Origin of the sequence: Adhaeribacter arboris (assembly GCF_003023845.1) — a bacterium.
GTDB lineage: Bacteria > Bacteroidota > Bacteroidia > Cytophagales > Hymenobacteraceae > Adhaeribacter > Adhaeribacter arboris.
The window spans coordinates 4,192,625-4,215,129 of record NZ_PYFT01000001.1; the positions used below are offsets into that span (position 1 = coordinate 4,192,625).

The window sequence follows — 22,505 nt, forward strand, 5'->3', positions numbered from 1 at the left end:
TTATTTCATTATCTGTTTTTGACCAGCTACACCTCCACCCCCTACGAAGAGAACTTCTTACTTCTTCCTAAGTGTTTCCTTAAATGAATATTATTGCCCCTTAGTCTTTACTTGCTGATGAGGAAACTTTTAAATCACTTCGGACGCTTATCAATCGCTGGAATTAAATCAGCGAGCAACTGCCTTCAAGTAAAACCTTTTCTAACGTTAAGCAGAGTAAATTCTTTATAGCCAATCACTTCTGTTTTACGTAATTTAAACGTTTACTGCTTTAGTGCAATATTAAAATTACCCATGCTAGGTTTGCTTCTTTAATAATAGTTTAAATTTGTAAATTACAAGCTAATTCAAATAGTAAAATTATCAGTAATTATATAGAAATTTAAATATACATAAGAAAACATTTCCTCACTTTAATAAGTAAGAATACTTAGAATATTATAATATTTTCTTTTCATCCCTGCAACACTACCATGAGGAAATCTATAATCAAATTAGCCTACTTTCTATACTTTAATAGACGGAATAATTCTGGTTATAAACCTTACCCATAACTTCTAAACTTTTTATAAAAGTTTAAGTATCCGAGCCCTTCTATTTTCTCTTACAATTGAAATTAGCGAAAGCTTTTTTCAAAAAATCATCAACCTGTTTACCTAATGAAAGCAACTTCTACTAGTAACTATATTTTCTTTCTGTTTTTTTGGAAGAAAAAGTATTTTACCCTTTGCCTATTGGGATTTATGCTTCTTATCCCACCAGCTACCTGGGCCCGGATTCTTACACCAGACTTAACCTCTCCCGAGATAGCAACGAAGGTTCCCTCTTCTATTTTTGCCGATTCCTGTTCCTCCCTGAGTACTTTACCTTGCGCTCAGTTACAGGTAAGTTTGCCGTATAAGTTAACCTTCGACGCTCCCATACCTAATACTCTGGCTGATAAGGATACGGCGGGCACCGGTTTCACTTTAACCCTGCCTTACTCCGGTACCCGTCTTCCGGAAGATAGTGCCGTCAGCGTTCCGACTGTTCCCGGCTACGAGCGAGCTAAGTTAACTCTTCTTAACGGCACCTTACAGGTAGTTACTAATAAAGGTTTTGCCCGCAACACCAACAATAACCAACTTAATACCTTAGGCGTACAGGTCGATAGCCGTAACAAACTGCAAATAGAAACTACTCTGCTTAACCCACATAACGGGGTAGATTCTCAGCAAGCCGGCCTGTGGATAGGTTTATCCGATAAAATGTACCTCCAACTGGTTGTCTCCGGCAACAGAATAGAACTGCGTCGGGAAGTAAACGATGTTTCCAATGTAGATGACCAACTAACGACCGATATTATACCAGGATTAGATATTCAAAAAGTACGCCTACGGCTGGTGATTGATCCGGTTACCAATACGGCGGAAGCTTTTTATTCTACGGACAGCGTTACTTATTTTAACGTAGGAGCGGCCTACCCTACTACCTCCTTAAGCATTGCCAGCATGGGCCTGACGGCTAGCCGGGTGTATACCGGCATTTTGGCTTCTCACCGAAATAGCGCTGCCCCGGTTACTTATTCGTTTGATGATTTTGCGATTAGTTTACCCGGCACGCCGCTGGCGGTACAGGCGCCAGTTGATCAAGTATTACCCGGCGATAGCACTTTTAGCCTTTCCGTTGGCCAGTATACCGACCCGGATGGGCAACCTTTAACCTATACCGCTACTTTACTGGATGGTAGTCCCTTACCTACCTGGATCACTTTTGCCAGCCGCAATCTTACTTTTAGTGGAAGAACCCCAATTGAGGGCGCTAGCTTAGCCGTTAAAATAACAGCTATCGATCCTTCCAGTCTTTCCGTAACTACTTATTTTAACCTGAAGGTGTTACCAGTTGCCTGCTCGCCCCGAAGTATTTTAGCGTGTTCCAAGTTAGGGGTGAGCTTGCCTTATATTTTAAGATTTAATACCCCGAAGAGTAATACTTTACCTGACCAAAGCGGTTTCGGTTCGGGTTTTACCATGGTTCTGCCCTACTCGGGTATGCGCCATCCAGAAGATAGTGCCGTCTTTAACCCAATCGCACCGGCTTATGAACCCTCCAAAATACTTTTAAATAATGGCTTCTTGCAGTTAACTACTACCAAAGGGCTAATTGATACCACCCATAACAATCAGCTTAATACCTTAGGAGTACTGGTAAATGGTCGTCAGAAACTCAAAATAGAAACCACCCTGATTAATCCTTACAATGGTACTTTTAATGAGCAAGCCGGCCTTTGGATAGGCCGCACCGATAAAACTTACCTGAAATTGGTTGTGGTGGGTAATAGAATAGAGCTGCGCCGGGAAGTAAACGATACTACCAATCTGGAAGACCAGCGGTTGACCAGTCCTATTCCCGGATTAGACAGCCAAAAAGTACATTTGCGGCTGGTTGTAGACCCCTTTACCCATACCGCCGAAGCTTTTTACTCGACGGATAGCGTCACTTACTTCAACGTGGGGGAGGCCTACGCCACTAAAGCCTTAAGCACGGACAGCATGGATTTGGCCATCAGCAGGATTTATGGAGGTATTATGGTTTCTCAAGGCAATAGTATTACTCCGGTAGTTTACGCTTTTGATGGTTTTAACGTGCAGGCATTTAGCAATCCGGTAAAGCCAAAATTAACTTTTCTGCCGGACCATTTAACTTATACTATTGTTCCCGGCGGCTCTATCATCGACCAAAATACGGTGCTTTCGGCTAATGTCGGTGCTCCGGCGATAAATTTAACGCAAGAAACCACGGTTGACTGGCTGAGCTTACCAACGGCCCAAACCGGTATTCTCACTTTTGGTCCTAGTCAGATTAATTCTAACCAGATTACTCCTACCCAAATGCCGGGTAGTTACCTCACTTCGGTAATTGCTCAGGCCGAAGGGTATCAGTCCGATACTCTTGTTATTCAGGTTACGGTTAACCCTCCGCTCCCGGATTTGATGGTAAATTTCCAGGACTCCGCTACCGTTCCACCGGCCGGTTGGCTAGCGGATTTTGGTCAGGCTTTTGGTCCGCGCACGGGCGTTAATCAAGGCAGTAATTTAACGTATGGCTGGAAAAAACGCAGCGATCAAACCCCTTTAGATTTATCAGGGGGAGGCACCATGCCAGGTAATGGACGGAACCGTAATACTCCGCCCGATGTACGCTTAGCTACTTTCCTGCACATGCAGGCCGATGATATAAGCGGTTCTTTTGACGGCATAAAAGAGGAGGGTTACTGGGAAATAAAAGTTCCGAATGGATTTTATGATGTTACCGTAACCGCCGGCGATGCCATTATTGAACCTAATGTCCCGGAAAGCCATAGTTTAAATGTAGAAGGGGTACAAGCCATAAGTAATTTTGAACCAAGTGGCCTGGAGGGTTCTCTCACCCGGTTTAAGACGGCTACCGCCCGGATAAATGTAAAAGATTCCTTATTAACCATTACCGCCGACGGGGGCATTAATACTAAAATAAACTCCGCCAGCATTGTTCCGGTAAGTACCGGGCCGTATGCCTTCTGGTCGACGGATGCGCAGCATATTTCCATCAGAAAAGATTATTTCTTATCCAGAACGTTCTCGTTGGAGCTCAATAACTCTTCCCGCGTAACGGATGTAACCTATACCCTAACGGCCACCTACGACGCTGGCGTTAAAGATTGGTTAAAATTTAGCGCCAGCCACGTTGGTACCGAACCGAATGTTACCTTTAATTATACTGCGGCCAGAAACTTACCTCCCGGCACTTACACCGCCATCGTTTCGGCCTCCACTCCGGATTTTGTCTCTGCCCTGTTAACGGTAAAAGTTACCGTGCTGGATGTGGAAAGTATTTTGCCCTATGTAGTATCCTCCACGCCGGAAAACGGAGCTACTCATGTAAATATAAATACCGTTAGCATTGCCGCCAACAACCTTTATGTGCCGGAAGTACCCGGATTTAGGGGCGGAGTAGATAATTCTACCTTGAATACCTCTACAGTTAAATTATTTAAAATTACAGATACCGAAACTACCGAAATTGTAGGAGTAGTACAAGGTACCGGTGGTGGGGATGCCATCAGCTTTTCACCAACTTATGCTTTAGAGCCCAATACTCATTACAAACTAGTCATCACCAGCGGGGTAAAATCCAACAGCGGCCAGTCCTTCTTACCTTACGAAGCTGATTTTACTACCGGCGGAAATAGCAACGGCACGGCCGGTCCGTCCAGCATAGCATTTACGAAAGAACCTATTGCCGGCACCATTGGCAAACAGTACACGAGTGTAACCATAGGTCCGGACAGAAAATTTTATGCCTTACGGATGAGCGGCACCATAGAAAGATTTACGATTAATCCGCAGGATGGTACCTTAAGCAATATGGAGGTAATTTCTACTCTGGAAGATAAATACGGCGAACGAACTGCCATTGGTTTAACGTTTGACCCCACCTCTACGGAAACTAATCCGATTGCCTGGGTTACGCATTCCACGGGTGGTTTTACCAACGTTGGAACATTCGATGGTAATTTATCGAAACTGTCTGGCCCCAATTTACAAGAGGAACAATTAGTAATTACCCGGTTACCGCGCTCCACCAAAGACCACTTAACCAATAGCGTTGCATTTGGCCCGGATGGCGCTCTTTATATTAGTCAGGGCAGTAATAGTTCCATGGGGGCGTACGATAGAAGCTGGCAACAGGAGGAAAGTTTATTAGCCGGCACTGTTTTACGCCTCGATTTAAATAAACTAACCAACTTTACCCTGCCCTTAAACGCCCGGACTACTGCCGACCAAAGCCTAATTAATACCGCGCCCGCCGAATCGGTGTGGCTAATAGATGGTACGTATAATCCTTACGCTACCAATGCCCCGCTTACCATTTACGCGTCGGGAGTAAGAAATGCGTACGATTTAGTTTGGCATAGCAACGGGCAGTTATATTTACCTACCAATGGTTCCGCCGCCGGTGGTAACTCGCCTGCTTCCGTACCCGGCACCCGCCGCCCGGATGGTACTTTTTATGACGGGCCTGCTGTTGCGGCTACCACTGGGGTACAGGTCCAAAACGATTGGCTTTTCCGGGTGAATCCCCAACGACCGCTCGGCTATTTTGGGCATCCTAACCCCATGCGGGGGGAGTTTCTGGCGTTCCGGGGCTTTAAAGACAATAACTTGTACCCCGTTGGCACCGGCTCCGATGCTAACTTTCGCGGGGCCGCCTTTGATTTTGAGCTAAATAAATCGCCTAACGGCATTATTGAATATAAAAGTGAAACCTTTAACGGCGCTTTAAAAGGGAAATTGTTTGTATGCCGGTTCAGCGGCGGCAGCGATATTGTAATTTTAGAACCAGGCTCTAAAGTATATGACCCCGCTATTTCACCGGAAAACGACAAGAAATACGATATTGTAAAGGTTCAGTCTGGTTCGGGCCTTTTTGGAATAGAAGGTTTATCCGGCTTTGCTAATCCGTTGGATATTACCGAAGACGTACAAACCGGAAATTTGTATGTAATTGAATTTAACTGGAATAATAGTCGGGATAAAACTTCCCAGATTACGTTATTACGCCCCAAAGCTATTACTACCAAAGCGCCTATTGCTACCGTAACCCCAACTAAAATAACCGAGAATGATGTGGTGGATGAAATACCCGGTGAAAAGAATACGATAACGGTTGGGAACAGCGGCAATGCCGATTTAAAAGTTACGGGTATTGTGCTAGAAGGAATGGATAGCAATCAGTTTGAGTTAAGCGGTGTTCCGGACATAAGCGCGGATTCCCCTTTGGAGGTAGCGGCCAATACCGCCTTTACCTTTAATGTACTCTTTAACCCCGCCAGTACCGGTATAAAAACCGCCACCATTAAAATTTATTCCGAAAATTACTCCGTTCTAGAAGTAGCATTAAATGGCTTAGGCACTGCCGGCGAAGGAGGCAGTAACGAGCCATCGTTGCAAGTAATTGTAAATGCTCATGGTTTTAAAACAAATATTGGCGACGATGATATAAATACGGCAATTATTCATAGTACTCAAGCTAAGGCAGCTCTCTTGGGCGCGGAAGTACCTGTTCAACAGTTTGTATCGGCTACCAATGCCTTAGCTTCCGTGGAACCACTGGCTGTTTTCAGTAATCCGGATGCCAGTGGCATTATAACGGCTTTAGGCTGGTATGCTTTAGGCAATCCTACTTTAACAAAAGAATTATTTACCGTAGCCAACAACCGGAGTCAAACCTTAAACGTGCAAGCCACCGGTAAGCTAGTTTTTAGGCCGGGCAGTGCCCCTTTCGGCTTTTATACGCGTTGGCCTTCTTTAGCCCACCCCCAGATCTATAGCAAAGATTCTTTAAATGCCTTCCCGAATGCTATTCCGCACCATTTCCGGGTATATCCTTTAAAGGATCAGAACGATTCGGTTGTAACAAATGCTTACCTTGTAGCCGTAGAAGCCGTAGCGGACGATCAGGATTATCAGGATTTGGTCTTTATCGTGCGCAATGTAAAACCATTCCCGGCTATTCCGCCCGACGTGTTAGGAGTGGACCCATCGCCATCCGCCCCCGCAGACGATAATTCTGGCCTGGTACTTCAAGCATACCCCAACCCTAATCCGGGAGAAAAAATAGATATTACCTTAAAGAATTTTGCCCGCAAAGAACACGTAAACCTAACCCTTTATGACTTTGCCGGCCGCTTGATTCTCGCTAAAGATATAATAGTCGATGGGCAAGGAGCTGCCCAAACGCAGTTCTCTCAGGAGCGTTCCTTAAGCCAAGGTATGTATCTCATAAAAGCGCAGGGCCTTTCGGGGGTAGTTTACACCAAACTTTTAGTTGAAAAATAAAAACCGCCAAAATAAAAAGAGGGCGTTATAACATTCGCTCTCTGTTTATTTTGGCGGTTTAAAACAAGATTTAGGCAAGCCTTCAATCTAAAGGCAAATTTGCCGTAACATCTAAATCTATTCCTAATGCCGGTCGGACAAAGATTTATTTTTTAAAACAACAACTAACCAGAGAACTGATATAATTAAGCCGGCGGTAGAATATACTAAAATTGCTAAGGGATTCATGAAAAAGAATAAGTAGAGAATACCATAAAAATACAATTTTCACAAAGCAAATTAAGATCCAATTATCCTACTAAATAAAAAATAGTTATTCGTACTTTAAAACTATCCTAAAATCAGCTGTTCTTCTCTGGTTTGCTCTCCGTTCTGCGTAGAACGCTGCGCTAACTCTACGCAGAACGGAAAGTTTAAATAATTGATTAATTTATATCGATTTTATTACTCCGCCTATAATTGAATAAAAATTGGTCAAGATCTTAATATAAATTGAAGTGGTTTAATTATCTTTTTACGAAAGATAAGCTCTGGAAATTAATTATAAACTATAATCTTTAATAAAATGCGCGTAGAAACGATAGATGATTACCTACACTGTATGTCTAAAGGAATTGCTATGTAGGTTAATAACTCAAATATTGAGTTGATGTCCTTTATTGTTCAAGACATGAAGAATGGGACAGTAAACACATTAAGACAGCGGTACAAAATTAATACTCGCAATGATGAGTATTTCTACACAGAAAATTCTATTCTGCCTTTTGGTAAACATAAAGGAAATACTATAAAATGCATCTTTAAATGCGAAACCAATTATATTGAATGGTGTTTAACAAATGCAGACTCCTTTTGTATTAACCTTGACACTTTAAAGATAATGCAAATAACTAAACCTTGGATTTCAGATGATTTAGATTTTTTCCAAAATTCTGAAGAGTTCATATTAGATATTAGAACCTTTGAAAAAGACAAAAATGGATTTCCATATTCTAATAGAATCCGAGAAGCAAACTTCTCGTTTTCAGCAAATGCTTTAGAAGAAAACAGAATAAAATTAGCTACAAAACTAAATGCTTATAATGTTTTGCGTGGTGGAGATTGGTCAAGTTCTAACCCAATTTCTTTCAAAGGAACAACAAAAAAAAATAAAAATACTCTTCGATTAAACCAGTTCGGCTATACGTAGAGTTAGCAAAGCGCTCTATGCAGAACGGGACAGCCAATCTCCTGATTGGCGTTACAGGCAAACACTACCCAAACTACCAAAACCTAAAACTGCAAAGTAAAAGTAGTGCCGTGGTTTTCTTTGGATTTTACCTGGATATTGCCTTTGTGCAGGTGCATGATTTGCTTGGCCAGGCTCAGGCCAATGCCGGAACCATCTTTGTGCGCCGTAAAGAAAGGAATAAAAATACTTTCGATAATTTCTTCCGGAATGCCGCTGCCGTTATCGGCTACTTCGATGTAAATTTTTTCGTTTTCCTGTTTACCAGCTCTTAGCTTAATGGTAGGATTTGGCCGGCCGAGTACGGCCCGTTGAGCATTGAGTATCAAGTTAATCAATACCTGTTCCAGTAAGCGGGGGTCGGCTTGTAGGGTTAAATCAAGGGTGTTTATCTCGGTTACCAGCAGAATGTTTTTTTCCTCTAACTGCGGGTTCATGAGCGTGTAAATACTGTTCAGCAGTTCTTCCACGTACACGGTTGTGAGCAGCAGGTCGTTTACTTTACTCAGGTTACGGTACGTTTTCGCGAAACGCAGCAAACCTTCGCCCCGGTTCTGAATAATTTCAATGCCTTCTTCTAAATCCTGCAACAGTTCGCCGTTGGGCTGGGGAATTTGCTCTTGTTCGTATTGTTCCCGGTTCAGGCGCAAATGGCGGCGCATGGTATCGGCCAGCGACGAAATGGGGGCTACCGAGTTCATGAGTTCGTGCGTCATTACACGCAGTAATTTTTGCCAGGCTTCGGTTTCGGTTTCGTCAATGGCAGTACTCACGTTTTTAAAGGCTACCAATAGTAAGTCGCGCTGCTGCATCTTAAAGGCCGTAGCCGACAAGAGCAACTGCATGGGTTGCTGATTAACGCGCAGCTTTATTAGTTGGCTATCGTTGGGTTTCAGCTTGATAATAGCTTCGTGCAAGGCTTCGTTCCTTCTTTGTAAGGAATCGATTTGTTTTAAATAAGGCAGCCCCAGCGTGCGTTTAAAAGCTTCATTTATCCATTCTACTTCGCCGGTGGCGGCATCAAACGAAATAATACCGGTATCAATCAGTTGCAAAATGGTTTGCAAATAATGAAACTGGGCTTCTTTCTCGAATTGCAGTTGCTTAAACGTGTTGTTAATCTGGTTAAAGGCGTGGTGCAGTTGCCGCAGCGACGGATTGGTGTGCTTTTCGTTAAACTGCTGCGAAAAGTCGCGGTACTTTACCGCCAGAATAAATTTAGCCAGTTCGTTGTTGCTGCGCGTTACATAGCGGGCCAGTTCCCAAACTAAACCGATTAAAATACTCGCGGCAAAAATTACCTGTGGGTACGCCCGCTGGATAAAATAATACACCGCGGCGTACAACAGAACAAAAATAAAGAAGAGCCGAAAAAATATACCGACTTCGAGGCGCTTAAATGTCATGTTTCTCGAGGCGGCGGTACAAGGCCGTGCGGGTGATGCCCAATTCTTTGGCGGCTTTAGAAATATTACCTTTGTTGCGTTCAATGACGCGCATAATCGTAGTGCGCTCCACTTCGCTAAGTTGCAGCGGTCCTTCGTCGGGAACAGTGGTTGGCGCGGTTGCGTGCACAGGCTGTTCCATGGCCGAAAAAGCAAAATCCTGGGGCCGCAGTTCCTGACCATCGGCTAAGATAATGGCGCGTTCTACGGCGTGCTGTAATTCCCGGATGTTTCCCGGCCAGCTATGCTGCTTTAACTTTTTAAGCGCCCCATCCGAGAGGTACGGTACCGGTTTATGGTTTTTCTGAGCGTAGTGCGCCGCAAAATGGCGGGCGAGTAAAATAACATCGTCGCCGCGTTCGCGGAGCGGCGGTAAAGTAATTTCCACGGTATTAATGCGGTAAATTAAATCTTTCCGGAACTGATTTTTAGCGGCTAACTCGTAAATAGGCACGTTGGTCGCCGATACCAAACGAATATCAATGGGAATTTGCTGATTGCTGCCCAAAGGAATAACCAGGCGGTTTTGCAAGGCCGTCAGTATTTTGGCTTGCTGCGGCAGCGAAATATTACCAATTTCATCCAGAAACAATGTTCCGCCATTAGCCGCTTCAAACCGGCCGGTACGGTCTTCTTTGGCATCGGTAAAGGAGCCTTTTTTATGGCCAAACAGCTCGCTTTCAAATAAGCCTTCGCTTAGCGCGGCCAAATCGGCGGTGATAAACGGCTTGTTGGCCCGGAACGATTTTTGGTGCAGCGCCCGCGCTACCAGTTCTTTACCGGTTCCGTTTTCCCCCAGAATTAAAACGTTGGCTTCGGTAGGAGCAATTTTATCAATTTTGTAAAACACATCTTGCATGGCTTCCGATTGGCCCAACATATCAAAGCCTTCGGTAGCGGCTTTGGGGCGCGGAGCGGTTTTGTTGGCGTGTTCGCCGCTGGTATGGCCGGCGCAGGCTTTTTCCAGGGCTTCGAGCAGCTTCTCGTTGCGCCAGGGTTTCACAATAAAATCGGTAGCTCCTTCTTTTAAAGCGCGTACGGCCAGTTCTACGTCGCCGTAAGCCGTAATCATAACTACGGTGGCATTTTTATCTTTTTCCAGAATTTTGTTCAGCCAAAAAAAGCCTTCGTTGCCGGTATTCAGTGCACTCTTATAATTCATGTCCAGGAAAATAACATCAAAGGCCTGCTTCGATAACAGGGAAAGCAAGTTCTCCGGATTTTTTTCCGTTACTACTTCTTTTACTTCGGTTTTTAGCAGCATTTTTACGGCAAACAGCACGTCGCTCTCGTCATCTACTACTAAAACCCGGGCATTTTTGGTATTCATGTGTGGATTTGGATTAGATTAATTTATTACGAATATAAGTAGGTTTTTTAATAATTCCTGCAAGAAAAGTCCTGTTGTTTTTGGTATTTTGTAAGCTGTTACATCACCGGACACTTTGCCGCGAAGAGGTGTATCAAAACCGAACATTTTTTTACCTAATTGAGTATTATATAGTGCTAAACTACTTAAAATAAACAAGTTACATAATTGGCATTTTTATTTCTCTAAGTGGTTACAAGAAATGACATAATAAATGTATACAACAATGGATGTTTTAATTAAAAAAAAGAAGTGGACTACGCAACGGATTGTAAGCCTGGCGATGGGCGCGTTAGTGGTTTTGCTGGTAGGCGCTTCTTATTTTTCGACTAGCGGCAAAGCCAAACTCAATGTAGATACCAATAAAATTACGATTAGCCCGGTTACCAAAGGCAATTTCCAGGAATTTATTCCCTTAGATGGCATTGTGCTCCCTATTAAAACCATTTACCTCGATGCGACGGAAGGCGGTACTGTGCAGAAGATTTTAGTAGAAGACGGCGCCCAATTAAAGCAAGGTACGCCTATTGTGCAACTGGCCAATACCGACTTACAACTCGAAATGATGAACCGCGAAACGGCGGTGTTTGATTTAATTAACAACATGAACACCACGCGCAACCTGATGCAGCAAAACCGCATTTCGCAGCTAAACCAACTCGCCGATATCGACTACAACCTGCGCGATGCCCAACGCTTATACGACATGAACAAAAAACTTTACGAAGAAAAAGTAGTGCCGAAACAAGAATATCTGCAAGCCAAATACAAATACGATTATCAGGTTCAGAAACGCCAGTTGACGCTGCGCACTTTAAAGCAAGATTCCCTGAATATGCACCAGCAATTAGCCCAGATGAAAGAATCGGTGGAACGGATGCAGAACAACCTGGCTTTAATGCGCAAAAAAATGGACGATTTACTGGTAAAAGCGCCGGTGGATGGTCAGATTACTTCGCTGAACGCCGAAATTGGGGAATCAAAAACCCGCGGCCAACGCCTGGGCCAGATTGATGTGCTGGATGGGTTTAAAGTGCGCGCCAATATTGATGAGCATTATATTTCCCGGGTATTTACCGGCCAGAAAGCAACTTTCTCTTTTGCGGGTAAAGATTACGACTTAAACGTGAAAAAAGTATTTACCCAGGTAACTAACGGTCAGTTTCAGGTAGATATGGAATTTGTGAACGAAGTACCCAAAGGAATCCGGCGCGGACAATCCTTGCAACTGCGCTTAGCGCTCTCCGACCAAACCCAAGCCGTTTTAGTACCACGGGGTGGCTTTTACCAAAAAACCGGCGGCAACTGGATATTTAAAATCGATGAAAGTGGCAATAAAGCTTACCGCACCGAAATTCGTTTAGGCCGTCAAAATCCGGAGTATTTCGAAGTAGTTTCCGGCTTGAATCCCGGCGACAAAGTAGTAACCTCGAGCTACGAAAACTACGAAGACATGGGCGAACTGGTCATTAACGAAGAGAAAGAGTAGCCTGAATCGCAGATTTGCGCAGATTATTAAGATTATCCAAATTATAAATAATTTAAGCTAAAGCCGATAATTGTCCCCCTTGGAAGGGGGTAGGGGGATGATAAGGCAGCTAAATAAGTAAAAGATAGAACAACAGAGCAGAATAAGTATTATACTGAAAAGCTAAAGCCATTTGCTAAAACTTTACGCCATGATTCTACTAAAGCGGAAATTAGATAATGGAAAGGCAAAGGTAAATCTTCCCCCTACCCCCTTCGAAGGGGGACAAAATACTTAACTTATATACATCAAATACTTGCATAACATCAAATAATAGAAGATAAAACAAAGATGAGAGCCCGGGTTATAGTAGCGTATATGATTGCTTTTCTGTTCGTGCTCCGGGTACACGGACAGGAGAAGCCGACGCACTACAACCTGGCAGAATTAAGTAAAGCCAATCAATTAGAAGCCTACAACCGGGAAGTAAGTTCTTTTTCGGAAAATGGCAAAAGCGGCATCCGCTTCTCCGAAAAAGAAAACGATGGCATTGCCTGGTTAAAAGGTGCTACTTTCTCAGACGGAATAATTGAGGTGGACATAAAGGGGAAAGACGTTTTACAGCAAAGTTTTGTGGGAGTAGCTTTTCACGGGGCGGACGATAAACAGTTTGAGGTGATTTATTTTCGTCCTTTTAATTTCCAAGCCCAGGATTCAGTTCGTCGTATTCACGCGGTACAATACGTATCGCTCCCGGATTTTGACTGGCAGCGTTTGCGCCAAGAACAAAACGGCAAATACGAAAAAGCCATTGGGTTAAAGGTAAATCCTAACGATTGGTTTCACGCGAAAATAGTTGTTCAATATCCGCAGATACAGGTATTTATTAATGGGGAAAGTAAGGTTAGTTTGCAGGTAGAGCAACTAAGTAACCGCCGGACTGGCAAATTAGGCTTGTGGGTAGGAAATCAATCAGATGGTGATTTTGCTAATCTAACCGTAGTAAATAAGAAAAGTCCGGCCGAGTAATCCCTTACGAACCGTACAGTATAATTGGTTCGGGAGAAATAAAATTTAAAATATAACAACGAGCCTTAGGGTAAAATAAAAACAGAAACTAAAATATTAAAAATATTAATCGCTCATACTTATGATTACTGTCTCGAACCTCGAAAAAGTGTACCGCACCGAAGAAGTAGAAACCAAAGCCTTGAACAAAGTTTCGTTCGTGATTAACGAAGGCGAGTTTGTCGCCATTATGGGACCTTCGGGCTGCGGTAAATCAACTTTGTTAAATATTCTGGGATTGTTAGACCAGCCCGATGGCGGTAGTTTCCTATTTCTGGGCCAGGAAATTTCTAATTTTTCGGAACGCCAGCGGGCCGAACTGCGCAAGAAAAACATTGGTTTTGTGTTCCAGAGCTTTAACCTGATTGATGAGCTAACCGTGTTCGAGAACGTAGAACTGCCACTGATTTACTTGGGTGTAGGTGCCGCCGAGCGCAAGCAGAAAGTAGAAGCCATGCTGGAGAAAATGCAGATTATGCACCGCCGCAACCACTTTCCGCAACAGCTGTCGGGTGGTCAACAGCAGCGGGTAGCCGTGGCCCGGGCCGTTATTCAGAAACCTCGCCTAATTTTGGCGGACGAACCAACCGGTAACCTCGACTCCTCGAACGGTAACGAGGTAATGGAACTGCTAACCGACCTGAACGAAAACGGTACTACCGTAATAATGGTAACGCACTCCGAGCACGATGCCCGTTACGCCCACCGCATTTTGCGCTTACTCGACGGCGAAGTTGTACTCGAAAACATACAAGAGCAGTTCTCGGGAGTGTAGAAAAAACTGCATTGTTACTACTCTTTTAAGTTAATTTCAGACAGGCAAAACTTTTCTGCTAATCTTTAATGCCCGTTTTTATGCTTATAAAGAAAAGCTACTTAGTTATTGCTATCCGCAATTTGGTACGGCATAATGTATTTTTTTCGTTAATTTATTCGGGCTGGCTCTTGGTATTTGGTATGGCCGGTAGAGTGTAAAAGCAACCACTTGAACTTCCAGACAGCGGTATTTAGATGAACTATAATCAGGCAGCTTTAGCTTAAATTTTTCTTTCGCAACCTATTCTCACCCTACAAGGAGGAATTACAAAAGAAAAATAAGCCGTATGATGAACCTTAACCTAAAAACACCAAACTGTACGGTCAAATAGTGGTTTTTACCATTAAAGAGTCATAATTAAGAAAGCTTGTATTCATTCACTCATTCAAAATTCACTCATTCCAACATCCACTCAGGCACTTATTCAAAATGCACGCATTCATTTACCCACAGTAGTAATCCGATATATTTTCGTTCCGCCACTTAGAAGCTACTACAATGCTCAAAAACTATCTCAAAATTGCTGTCCGCTACTTCTTCCGGCACAAAACGTATTCGGCCATTAACCTGTTGGGCTTAAGCATAGCCGTAACGTGTTGCTTATTAATTGGCTTATTTGTCAGGCAGGAAAATAGCTACGATAATTTTCACGCGAAAGCCGACCGCATTTACCGGCCCTGGGTAAAAGAGATTTTTCAGAACGAGCCTTTTGTAAATACTACTACTCCTTACCCACTGGGACCGGCTATAGTAACGAACTACCCGGAGGTGGAAGGTATGACCCGGGTAGTTAGCGTAAGCGGGAACGTGCAACAAAACGGGGAAACTTTTAAAGAGCGCATTCACCTGGTAGAACCTGATTTTTTTAAGTTGTTTGACTTTCCGTTGGTGCAGCAAAGCCCTGCTCCGCTCCGGCAACTAAATACCGTCATTCTAACCGAAGCCATGGCGCAGAAGTACTTCGGGAAGGAGAATCCAATCGGCAAAATCCTTAAAATTCAATTAGATTCTGCTCTAGAGGCATTTTCTGTAACGGCAGTGGCTAAAAATGTACCCGTAAACTCCAGCATTCGGTTCGACTTTCTGGTGTCTTTTGATCACATTAAGCAAATTCGTTCCCCGAAAAATTTAAAGCATTGGCATCAGGTAGAAGGCGAAACCTACATCTTGCTCCGCCCCGGCATCCTTCCCGCCCAGCTAGCAGCTAAATTTCCCACTATGGTAAAAGCCGCTCTCGGCGAAGAATACAAACCTAACACCTATACCATTTCTCTGCAGCCCATCCGCGATATCCACTTAAATAATGAATTACCGGAAGGAATAGAACCCATTAGTAACCCGGCTTATTCTTATATTTTGGCTACCATTGCCGGCTTTATCTTACTTATTGCCTGCATTAATTTTATGACCTTGGCCATTGGCCGCTCTGCCAGTCGCGCCCGCGAAGTGGGCATGCGCAAAGTAATGGGGGCGGTTCGGCGGCAGTTGATGCAGCAGTTTTGGGGCGAAGCCTTGTTTTTAACCTTTTTAGCGGTGCTGCTGGGTTTACTTCTAACCGTAATTTTGCTGCCGGCCTTTAATCAGTTAGCGAATAAAACCCTGGTGTTCCGCCTGGATGCCGGCACCATAAGCCTATTGTTGGGTTTAATATTGGTAGTAGGCCTGATTGCGGGAAGCTACCCGGCGCTGGTACTTTCTCATTTTCGGCCGGTAGAAGTATTAAAGGGCAAGCTTACCGTAAAAGGCGACCAAAGTTTGTTTCGGCGCAGCCTGGTAATTGTGCAATTTTCGTTATCGGTATTCTTAATAGTCGGAACCCTGGTAATGAACCGACAAATGCATTACCTGCAAAATAAACCTTTAGGCTACCGGGCCAATCGCTTGGTAGTTATTCCTACTACGCAAGGCGGCGAAGCGGGACAGGCGCAGGTAACCCGGTTCCGTAATGCCCTTAGTACCCGGTTAGGAGGAGCTACGGTAGCGGTTTCAGCTTTCCCGTTTGGCAGTGGTCCCTGGGCCAGCGTTGGCTACACCGATACCAAGAAAGTATACCACGAATTTGCTCAAAATAACATTAATGCGCCATTTATTCCGGTTTACGGCATTAAACTCAAAATGGGGCGCAATTTTGAAGAAGGCAACTCCGCCGATACCTACCAATCTATTATTGTAAACGAAGCACTGGTGAAAGAATACGGCTGGAAAGACCCGCTGAACGCTCGCCTGCCCGGCAAATTTCCGGCGCACCGCATTATTGGTGTAGTCCAGGACTTTAATTTCGAATCGCTGCATACCCCGATTAAGCCGTTGGTGCTGGTCATGCAATCCGATTCGCTTTACCAAGGCATCCAAAATTTAATGTATTCTACTTCTCCGCAGCCCGATATTTCAGTACGCCTACCCGAAGGCAACCTTGCCGAACAAGTTGCCCTGCTGGAGCAAACCTGGAAAAATATTGCTCCTAACGAGCCTTTCAGCTATACTTTCCTCGACCAAAATCTCAAAAATCAGTACCAACAAGAGCAACGCTTAGGAAAAATGATAAATATTGCTTCGGCGCTGTCTATTTTTATTTCTTGTCTGGGGTTATTTGGTTTGGCAACGTTGGCTGTTGCCCGCCGCACCAAAGAAATTGGCGTGCGTAAAGTATTAGGCGCCTCCGTGCCCGACATTGTAGCCCTGCTTTCCAAAGACTTTATATTACTGGTACTAGTAGCTAATCTAGTGGCCTGGCCCTTAGCTTGGTACAGCGTGCACCAATGGCTGCAAGATTTTGCTTACCAGGTTCCGGTAAGTGGGTGGGTTTTTGGCTTGGCCGGAATGGCCACGTTGGTCATTGCCTTACTCACCCTGTCGTTCCAGGCAATCCGGGCCGCCTTGGCCAATCCGGTACAAGCTCTGCGCAGCGAGTAATATCGGGGTTCTGGTTCAGCTAAATGCGGGAATGTTGAATGCGCGAGTAAATGAGGACTAATTACAAATTTGAATAGTTATAGGTTATCTGATAATTGAAGCATTTAAAGCAAGATTTCTTAGTTCTGTTATTCACGCATTTAAAATTCAATCATGCTCCGCAATTACTTTAAAATAGCCCTTCGTAACTTCTGGAAATACCCTGCATTCTCCGGCATTAATGTGCTGGGGTTATCCATTGGCATTAGCGCTTGTTTAATTATTTATTTGCTGGTACGGTTCGAATTAAGTTACGATACGTTTCATGCGGACCGGGAGCGGATTTACCGGGTAGTGTCGCACATTGGCATTGCCGATGAAACGTTTAAGAACAATGGGGTTTCCGGTCCTTTGCCGGCCGCGATGCGGCAGGAAGTAAGCGGCTTGTCCAACGTAGCCGCCTTTCACTTGCTGTATGTACAGCAAGTACAAATTTCCGCAGCGCCCGGAAAAGCAAAAAAACTCGATGTTAGCTCCGCGGATTATAATCCGGTCAATCAAAACTACGTAATAACCGACCCGCAGTATTTTGCTATTTTTCGGTACGACTGGCTGGCCGGTAATCCCCAAACTTCACTGCAAGAGCCTTACCAGGTAGTTTTGTCTGAAAAGCAAGCGTATAAGTATTTCGGAAAGTTAAAGCCGGCGGCCTGCCTGGGCAAAGTACTCACTTATCTGGATGGTCAGGATACCTTAACGGTAACTGTGGCGGGAGTTGTTCGCGATTGGCAACAAAACACTGATTTACACTTCACGGATTTTATTTCTTTGGCAAGCGCTCAAAATCCAAAATGGAAAGATCGACTAGGCCTGGAAAAATGGGGAAGTACCGACTCGAACTCGCAGTTGTTTATTAAATTAGCGCCTAATACGAATCCGGACCAAATAGCTAAGCAATTTCCGGCTTTAATCAACCGGCACCTCCCGAAAGACGAATACAACAATAAACGCGCTTTTTTGCTCCAACCTTTGTCGGATATTCACTTCAACGCCGAATATGGGGGCAATTACGTGCGCTTGGCGCATCGGCCTACGCTGTACGCCCTTATGGGAGTGGCGGTGTTCTTGCTACTCATTGCCGCTATTAATTTTATTAATCTGGCTACGGCGCAATCGGTGCAGCGAGCGAAAGAAATTGGCGTGCGCAAAGTACTGGGCAGCAGCCAGAGCAGTTTAGTAAGTCAATTTCTAAGCGAAACCTTGGTCTTAACATTAGCGGCGGTGCTGCTGGCCGGGCTACTTACCAACCCCATTATAATTGCATTTACCGCGTATTTACCGGCTGGCCTCCACTTACCCTTGTTCGAGCCGGCAATTTTACTTTTTCTGGCGGGTATTACAGGCGTAACCACTTTACTGGCCGGTTTTTATCCGGCCTTAGTTCTTTCCGCCACGGCTCCTATCCAGTCGCTAAAAGGACAGATTTCGGCTGCCACTACCCGCAAGGCGTACTTACGCAAAACTTTAATTGTGTTTCAGTTTGCTATCTCGCAGGTTTTTATTTTGGGTACCCTGGTAGTCGGCACGCAGATTAATTACATGCGCCACCAAGATATGGGTTTCCAGCAGGATGAGATTGTAACCTTTGAAACGGATTGGCGCGATCAGAGCAAAAGGAAGCTGGTGCTATTAGATAAAATCCGGCAAATTCCCGAAGTAGACCAAGTGAGTTTAAGTAATTTAACACCGGCTCATAGCAACAGCAACACCACTACTTTAAGTTATTTCGATGGTAAAAAAGAAATCTCCCTGAACGTACATAACAAATCCGGCGACGAAAATTTTATTCATTTGTACGGCATTAAGCTTTTAGCGGGACGAAACATTCAGGGCAGCGATACCTTGCGGGAAGTGCTCATTAATCAAACTTACGCCCAAGCGTTGGGTTTTAAGCAGGCCGGCGAAGCCGTCGGGCACTTTTTACTGCTCGATAAGCAAAAGCTTCCCATTGTTGGAGTAGTAGCCGATTTCCACGTGCAATCGTTGCATAACCCGATGGAACCCACTTTTATCGGCTCCGAAAACAAGTATTCCCGCACCATTAGCCTGAAACTACTGACCAAAGGGCGGTCTGCCGCTGCCGTTAAGGCTACGCTGGCTAAAATAGAAAAAGAATTCCAGGCCCTTTATCCGGCGCAAAAAATAAACTATGCGTTCTTCGACGAAACCATTGCCCATTTTTACGACAATGAACAAAAAATAGCCACCATTATGCGTTGGGCTACGGGCTTGGCTATTTTAATTTCCTGCTTGGGTTTACTGGGTTTGGTGGCGTTTACCATTACCCAGCGCACTAAAGAAATTGGTATCCGCAAAGTTTTGGGCGCCTCGGTTACTTCTATTGTTTCGCTGCTGTCGCAAGATTTTCTAAAACTGGTATTACTGGCGAATGTGGTGGCCTGGCCTTTGGCTTGGTGGGCCATGCACCAATGGCTGCAAGGTTTTGCTTACCGCGCGCCTCTTTCTTGGGGGTTATTTGCCCTGGCGGGTATTTCGGCTATTTTAATTGCTTTACTGGCGATTAGCTTCCAGGCCATCAAAGCGGCGGTGGCTAACCCGGTTAAAAGTTTACGAACGGAATAAGTCTGATTTAGAGTTTTTAGAACAAATAGATTTTTAAGATAAGGATTTCTAAAACTTGTTTTGCCTAAATAAAAAATTATCCTGATTGCTAAAATGTAAAGCAAGAACTCTTTTAACAAAAATGAAGGCAACGGAGACGCAACATTCTTTAATTCTCGAATTAAGCAAATCAAGGTTCCGACTAAATTAACCACTACCCCCATGCTGAAAAATTATTTTAAAATTGCATTCCGGAACATTAACCGGCACAAAGGCTATACTTTTCTGAACGTGGCCGGTTTAGCTATCGGCATGGCGGCCTGCCTGCTAATTGCCCTGTACGTCCGGAATGAGTTGAGTTACGATACTTACCACACGGCGGCCGACCGGTTGTACCGCGTGACCATTGATATTCAGAGCCGGGCTGGTAACCGGGTGTTTGCCCAGACCTCAGCACCCTTAGCAGCGGCTTTGCAAAGAGATTTTCCGCAGGTAGAAAAAGCAACCCGCCTGCATAAACAAAGTAGTCAATTGGTAACTTACGGACCGGAAAAAAGCTTTTACGAACAAAACTTTTACCTGTCTGATCCGTCCATTTTTGAAGTCTTTACCCTGCCGCTGGTAAAAGGCAATGCGCAAACGGCTTTAAACCGACCGAACACCTTAGTAATTACCGAAGAACTGGCTAAAAAATATTTTGGTAATGCCGAACCGTTAGGTAAAATTTTAAAAGTAAATAATGAGCCTTTTGAGGTAACAGGGGTTTCGCAAAGCTTACCGTATAACAGCCACCTGAAAATGGATTTAATTACTTCTCTGGCGACTTGGGATAAGCAGGATTGGTACAAAAAAGATGTTGCCGACAACTGGCATTCTACCATGTTTTATACCTACATCAAAGCCAAAGAGCAGGTAAATATTCCGGCTTTTGAAAAACAAATTGTAACGGCAGCAGATAAGTACGTAAGCGAACAGATAAAAGACTGGGGGGTTAGTTATTATTTTTTCCTGCAGCCAGTTAAAGCTATTCACCTGCATTCGCAGTTAAAAGACGAGGCCGAAGCGCCGGGCAATGCCGTTAATGTTTATATCCTGATGGTAGTGGCCGGGTTAATTATCTTAATTGCTTCACTTAACTACATCAATCTTACTACGGCGCAATCAGCTAACCGGGCCAAAGAAGTGGGAGTCCGCAAAGTGATAGGAGCTACTAAAAGGCCGTTGATTACGCAATTCCTGTGCGAATCTTTACTGCTTACGTTTATGGCGCTGGTTTTAGCACTACTTGTTGTTTTCCTTACCCGTCCATCCTTCGAAACTTTAACGGGACAAACCTATAATTTCAGCTTAATTTTTACCCCGCAATATATTTTAATTGTACTGGGTATTACGGTTTTGTTAGGTTTGGCGGCAGCTATTTACCCGGCCTTGGTTTTGGCTTCTTTCCGGCCGGTGGCAGTGCTGAAGGGTAGTTTAAGCTTAGGTACCAAAGGCGCCGGCCTGCGGCAAGTACTGGTAGTTTGCCAATTTACTATTTCGCTGATGCTGCTGGTGGGCACCATTATGGTGTACCGGCAACTAAACTATATGAAAAGCCAAAGCCTGGGTTTCGAGAAAGAACAAATGCTGGTTTTACCCGTTCGGGGTACCTCTATCGCCGACAACTATGAACAAATAAAAAGTGAGTTTCAGAAGCATCCGGCCGTAGTAAGCGCCACTACTTCGGCCAGTGTACCCGGCCAGGAAGTAAATAATTTTAGCGTTTCCTTAAAAGGCGAAGCCGATGACAAAGGACAATCTATGTATTATTTATTCACTGATTTTGATTTTCTGAAAACCTACGGTATTAAGATAGTAGCAGGCCGGGATTTTGATAAGACTATTCAAACCGATAAAGAATCTGCTTTTTTAATTAATGAAAAAGCGGTAACCGCCTTCGGCTGGGCTACACCGGAAGAAGCAATTGGCAAAAAGCTGGATGCCGGTTTTGGCCGGGATGGAGAAGTTGTTGGCGTGTATAAAGACTTTCACTATCGCTCCTTGCAAGCGCCCATTGAGCCTCTGGTATTAGCCATTGTTCCGTGGCGGCTAAACACCATTAGTTTGCGCCTAAAAACAAACGAATTACCGGCCACCATGGCTTTTGTGCAAAAAAAATGGCAGGAGCTTTTTCCGCAAAACCCTTACGAATATGCTTTCCTCGACGAGGAATTTAACAAACAATACCAAGCCGACGAAAAAATCGGCCGCACTTTTCTGGCTTTTACCAGTATTGCCATTTTTATTGCCTGCTTAGGCTTATTTGGTTTAGCTACGTTTGTGGCGCAGCAACGGACCAAAGAAATTGGGGTGCGCAAAGTACTGGGCGCTTCAGTAGCTAATATTGTGAGCTTGGTATCAAAAGATTTTGTAAAGTTGGTATTTATTTCCTTCGTAATTGCTACGCCGCTTGCTTATATACTTATTAGTAAATGGCTGGAGAATTTTGCATCTCGTATCTCTATTGGTTGGCTTACTTTTGCTATTGCTGGTATTGCCTTGCTTCTAATTGCCCTGTTAACAGTAAGCTATCAATCTATAAAAGCAGCTTTAGCAAATCCGGTAAAAAGCCTGCGGAGTGAATAAGCATTCCGCATCATCTCTAATTTAATGAAGCACGCATTAAATTTATATATATAAACTTCGGTAATGTTTTTACTCCTAAATCGTCTTTCTTAATACTTAACTTTTTATAAC

Annotated in this window: 10 protein-coding genes; 8 read left to right on the forward strand and 2 right to left on the reverse strand. The window is 44.1% G+C overall.

Annotated elements, in window-relative coordinates; translation table 11 throughout:
* Positions 1-743 precede the first annotated feature (743 nt).
* Positions 744-6,860, forward strand: a complete 6,117-nt coding sequence (locus AHMF7605_RS17240; protein WP_158267542.1) for a beta-xylosidase family glycoside hydrolase — start codon at positions 744-746, stop codon at positions 6,858-6,860.
* A 670-nt stretch (positions 6,861-7,530) separates the two neighbouring features.
* A complete protein-coding gene (locus AHMF7605_RS17245) occupies positions 7,531-8,049 on the forward strand; it encodes an exodeoxyribonuclease X C-terminal domain-containing protein (RefSeq protein WP_158267543.1) in 519 nt (172 codons plus the stop codon).
* A gap of 83 nt (positions 8,050-8,132) precedes the next feature.
* Here the strand turns inward: AHMF7605_RS17245 and AHMF7605_RS17250 are convergent, their stop codons facing one another.
* Entirely contained in the window at positions 8,133-9,494 is a 1,362-nt protein-coding gene (locus AHMF7605_RS17250) for a sensor histidine kinase (RefSeq protein WP_106931301.1), read from the reverse strand.
* The gene (locus AHMF7605_RS17255; RefSeq protein WP_106931302.1) at positions 9,484-10,863 is read right to left on the reverse strand and encodes a sigma-54-dependent transcriptional regulator; all 1,380 of its coding nucleotides are present in this window, start codon (positions 10,861-10,863) and stop codon (positions 9,484-9,486) included. The genes AHMF7605_RS17250 and AHMF7605_RS17255 overlap by 11 nt, the downstream gene beginning before the upstream one ends.
* Positions 10,864-11,128: 265 nt before the next feature.
* Between AHMF7605_RS17255 and AHMF7605_RS17260 the strand changes: the two genes are divergently transcribed.
* From AHMF7605_RS17260 to AHMF7605_RS17285, 6 genes are all read left to right on the forward strand, one after another.
* A complete protein-coding gene (locus AHMF7605_RS17260; protein WP_106931303.1) occupies positions 11,129-12,391 on the forward strand; it encodes an efflux RND transporter periplasmic adaptor subunit in 1,263 nt (420 codons plus the stop codon).
* Positions 12,392-12,721: 330 nt separating this feature from the next.
* Positions 12,722-13,399: a family 16 glycoside hydrolase gene (locus AHMF7605_RS17265; protein ID WP_106931304.1), complete on the forward strand. Its 678-nt coding sequence runs from the start codon at positions 12,722-12,724 to the stop codon at positions 13,397-13,399.
* A gap of 121 nt (positions 13,400-13,520) precedes the next feature.
* Positions 13,521-14,213: an ABC transporter ATP-binding protein gene (locus AHMF7605_RS17270; protein ID WP_106931305.1), complete on the forward strand. Its 693-nt coding sequence runs from the start codon at positions 13,521-13,523 to the stop codon at positions 14,211-14,213.
* 540 nt (positions 14,214-14,753) lie between these two features.
* Positions 14,754-17,168, forward strand: a complete 2,415-nt coding sequence (locus AHMF7605_RS17275) for an ABC transporter permease (RefSeq protein WP_106931306.1) — start codon at positions 14,754-14,756, stop codon at positions 17,166-17,168.
* A gap of 153 nt (positions 17,169-17,321) precedes the next feature.
* Positions 17,322-19,790, forward strand: coding sequence for an ABC transporter permease (locus AHMF7605_RS17280; RefSeq protein WP_106931307.1), 2,469 nt, complete (start codon positions 17,322-17,324; stop codon positions 19,788-19,790).
* 201 nt (positions 19,791-19,991) lie between these two features.
* Positions 19,992-22,394 carry an ABC transporter permease gene (locus AHMF7605_RS17285; RefSeq protein WP_106931308.1) on the forward strand — a complete coding sequence of 801 codons (2,403 nt, stop codon included), beginning with the start codon at positions 19,992-19,994 and terminating at the stop codon, positions 22,392-22,394.
* Positions 22,395-22,505: the final 111 nt, after the last annotated feature.

Bases quoted from the DNA above. Each gene is read 5' to 3' on its own strand.
- AHMF7605_RS17240 (WP_158267542.1), top strand. From the start codon at position 744: ATGCTTCTTATCCCACCAGCTACCTGGGCCCGGATTCTTACACCAGAC.
- AHMF7605_RS17245 (WP_158267543.1), top strand. From the start codon at position 7,531: ATGAAGAATGGGACAGTAAACACATTAAGACAGCGGTACAAAATTAAT.
- AHMF7605_RS17250 (WP_106931301.1), bottom strand. From the start codon at position 9,494: ATGACATTTAAGCGCCTCGAAGTCGGTATATTTTTTCGGCTCTTCTTT.
- AHMF7605_RS17255 (WP_106931302.1), bottom strand. From the start codon at position 10,863: ATGAATACCAAAAATGCCCGGGTTTTAGTAGTAGATGACGAGAGCGAC.
- AHMF7605_RS17260 (WP_106931303.1), top strand. From the start codon at position 11,129: ATGGATGTTTTAATTAAAAAAAAGAAGTGGACTACGCAACGGATTGTA.
- AHMF7605_RS17265 (WP_106931304.1), top strand. From the start codon at position 12,722: ATGAGAGCCCGGGTTATAGTAGCGTATATGATTGCTTTTCTGTTCGTG.
- AHMF7605_RS17270 (WP_106931305.1), top strand. From the start codon at position 13,521: ATGATTACTGTCTCGAACCTCGAAAAAGTGTACCGCACCGAAGAAGTA.
- AHMF7605_RS17275 (WP_106931306.1), top strand. From the start codon at position 14,754: ATGCTCAAAAACTATCTCAAAATTGCTGTCCGCTACTTCTTCCGGCAC.
- AHMF7605_RS17280 (WP_106931307.1), top strand. From the start codon at position 17,322: ATGCTCCGCAATTACTTTAAAATAGCCCTTCGTAACTTCTGGAAATAC.
- AHMF7605_RS17285 (WP_106931308.1), top strand. From the start codon at position 19,992: ATGCTGAAAAATTATTTTAAAATTGCATTCCGGAACATTAACCGGCAC.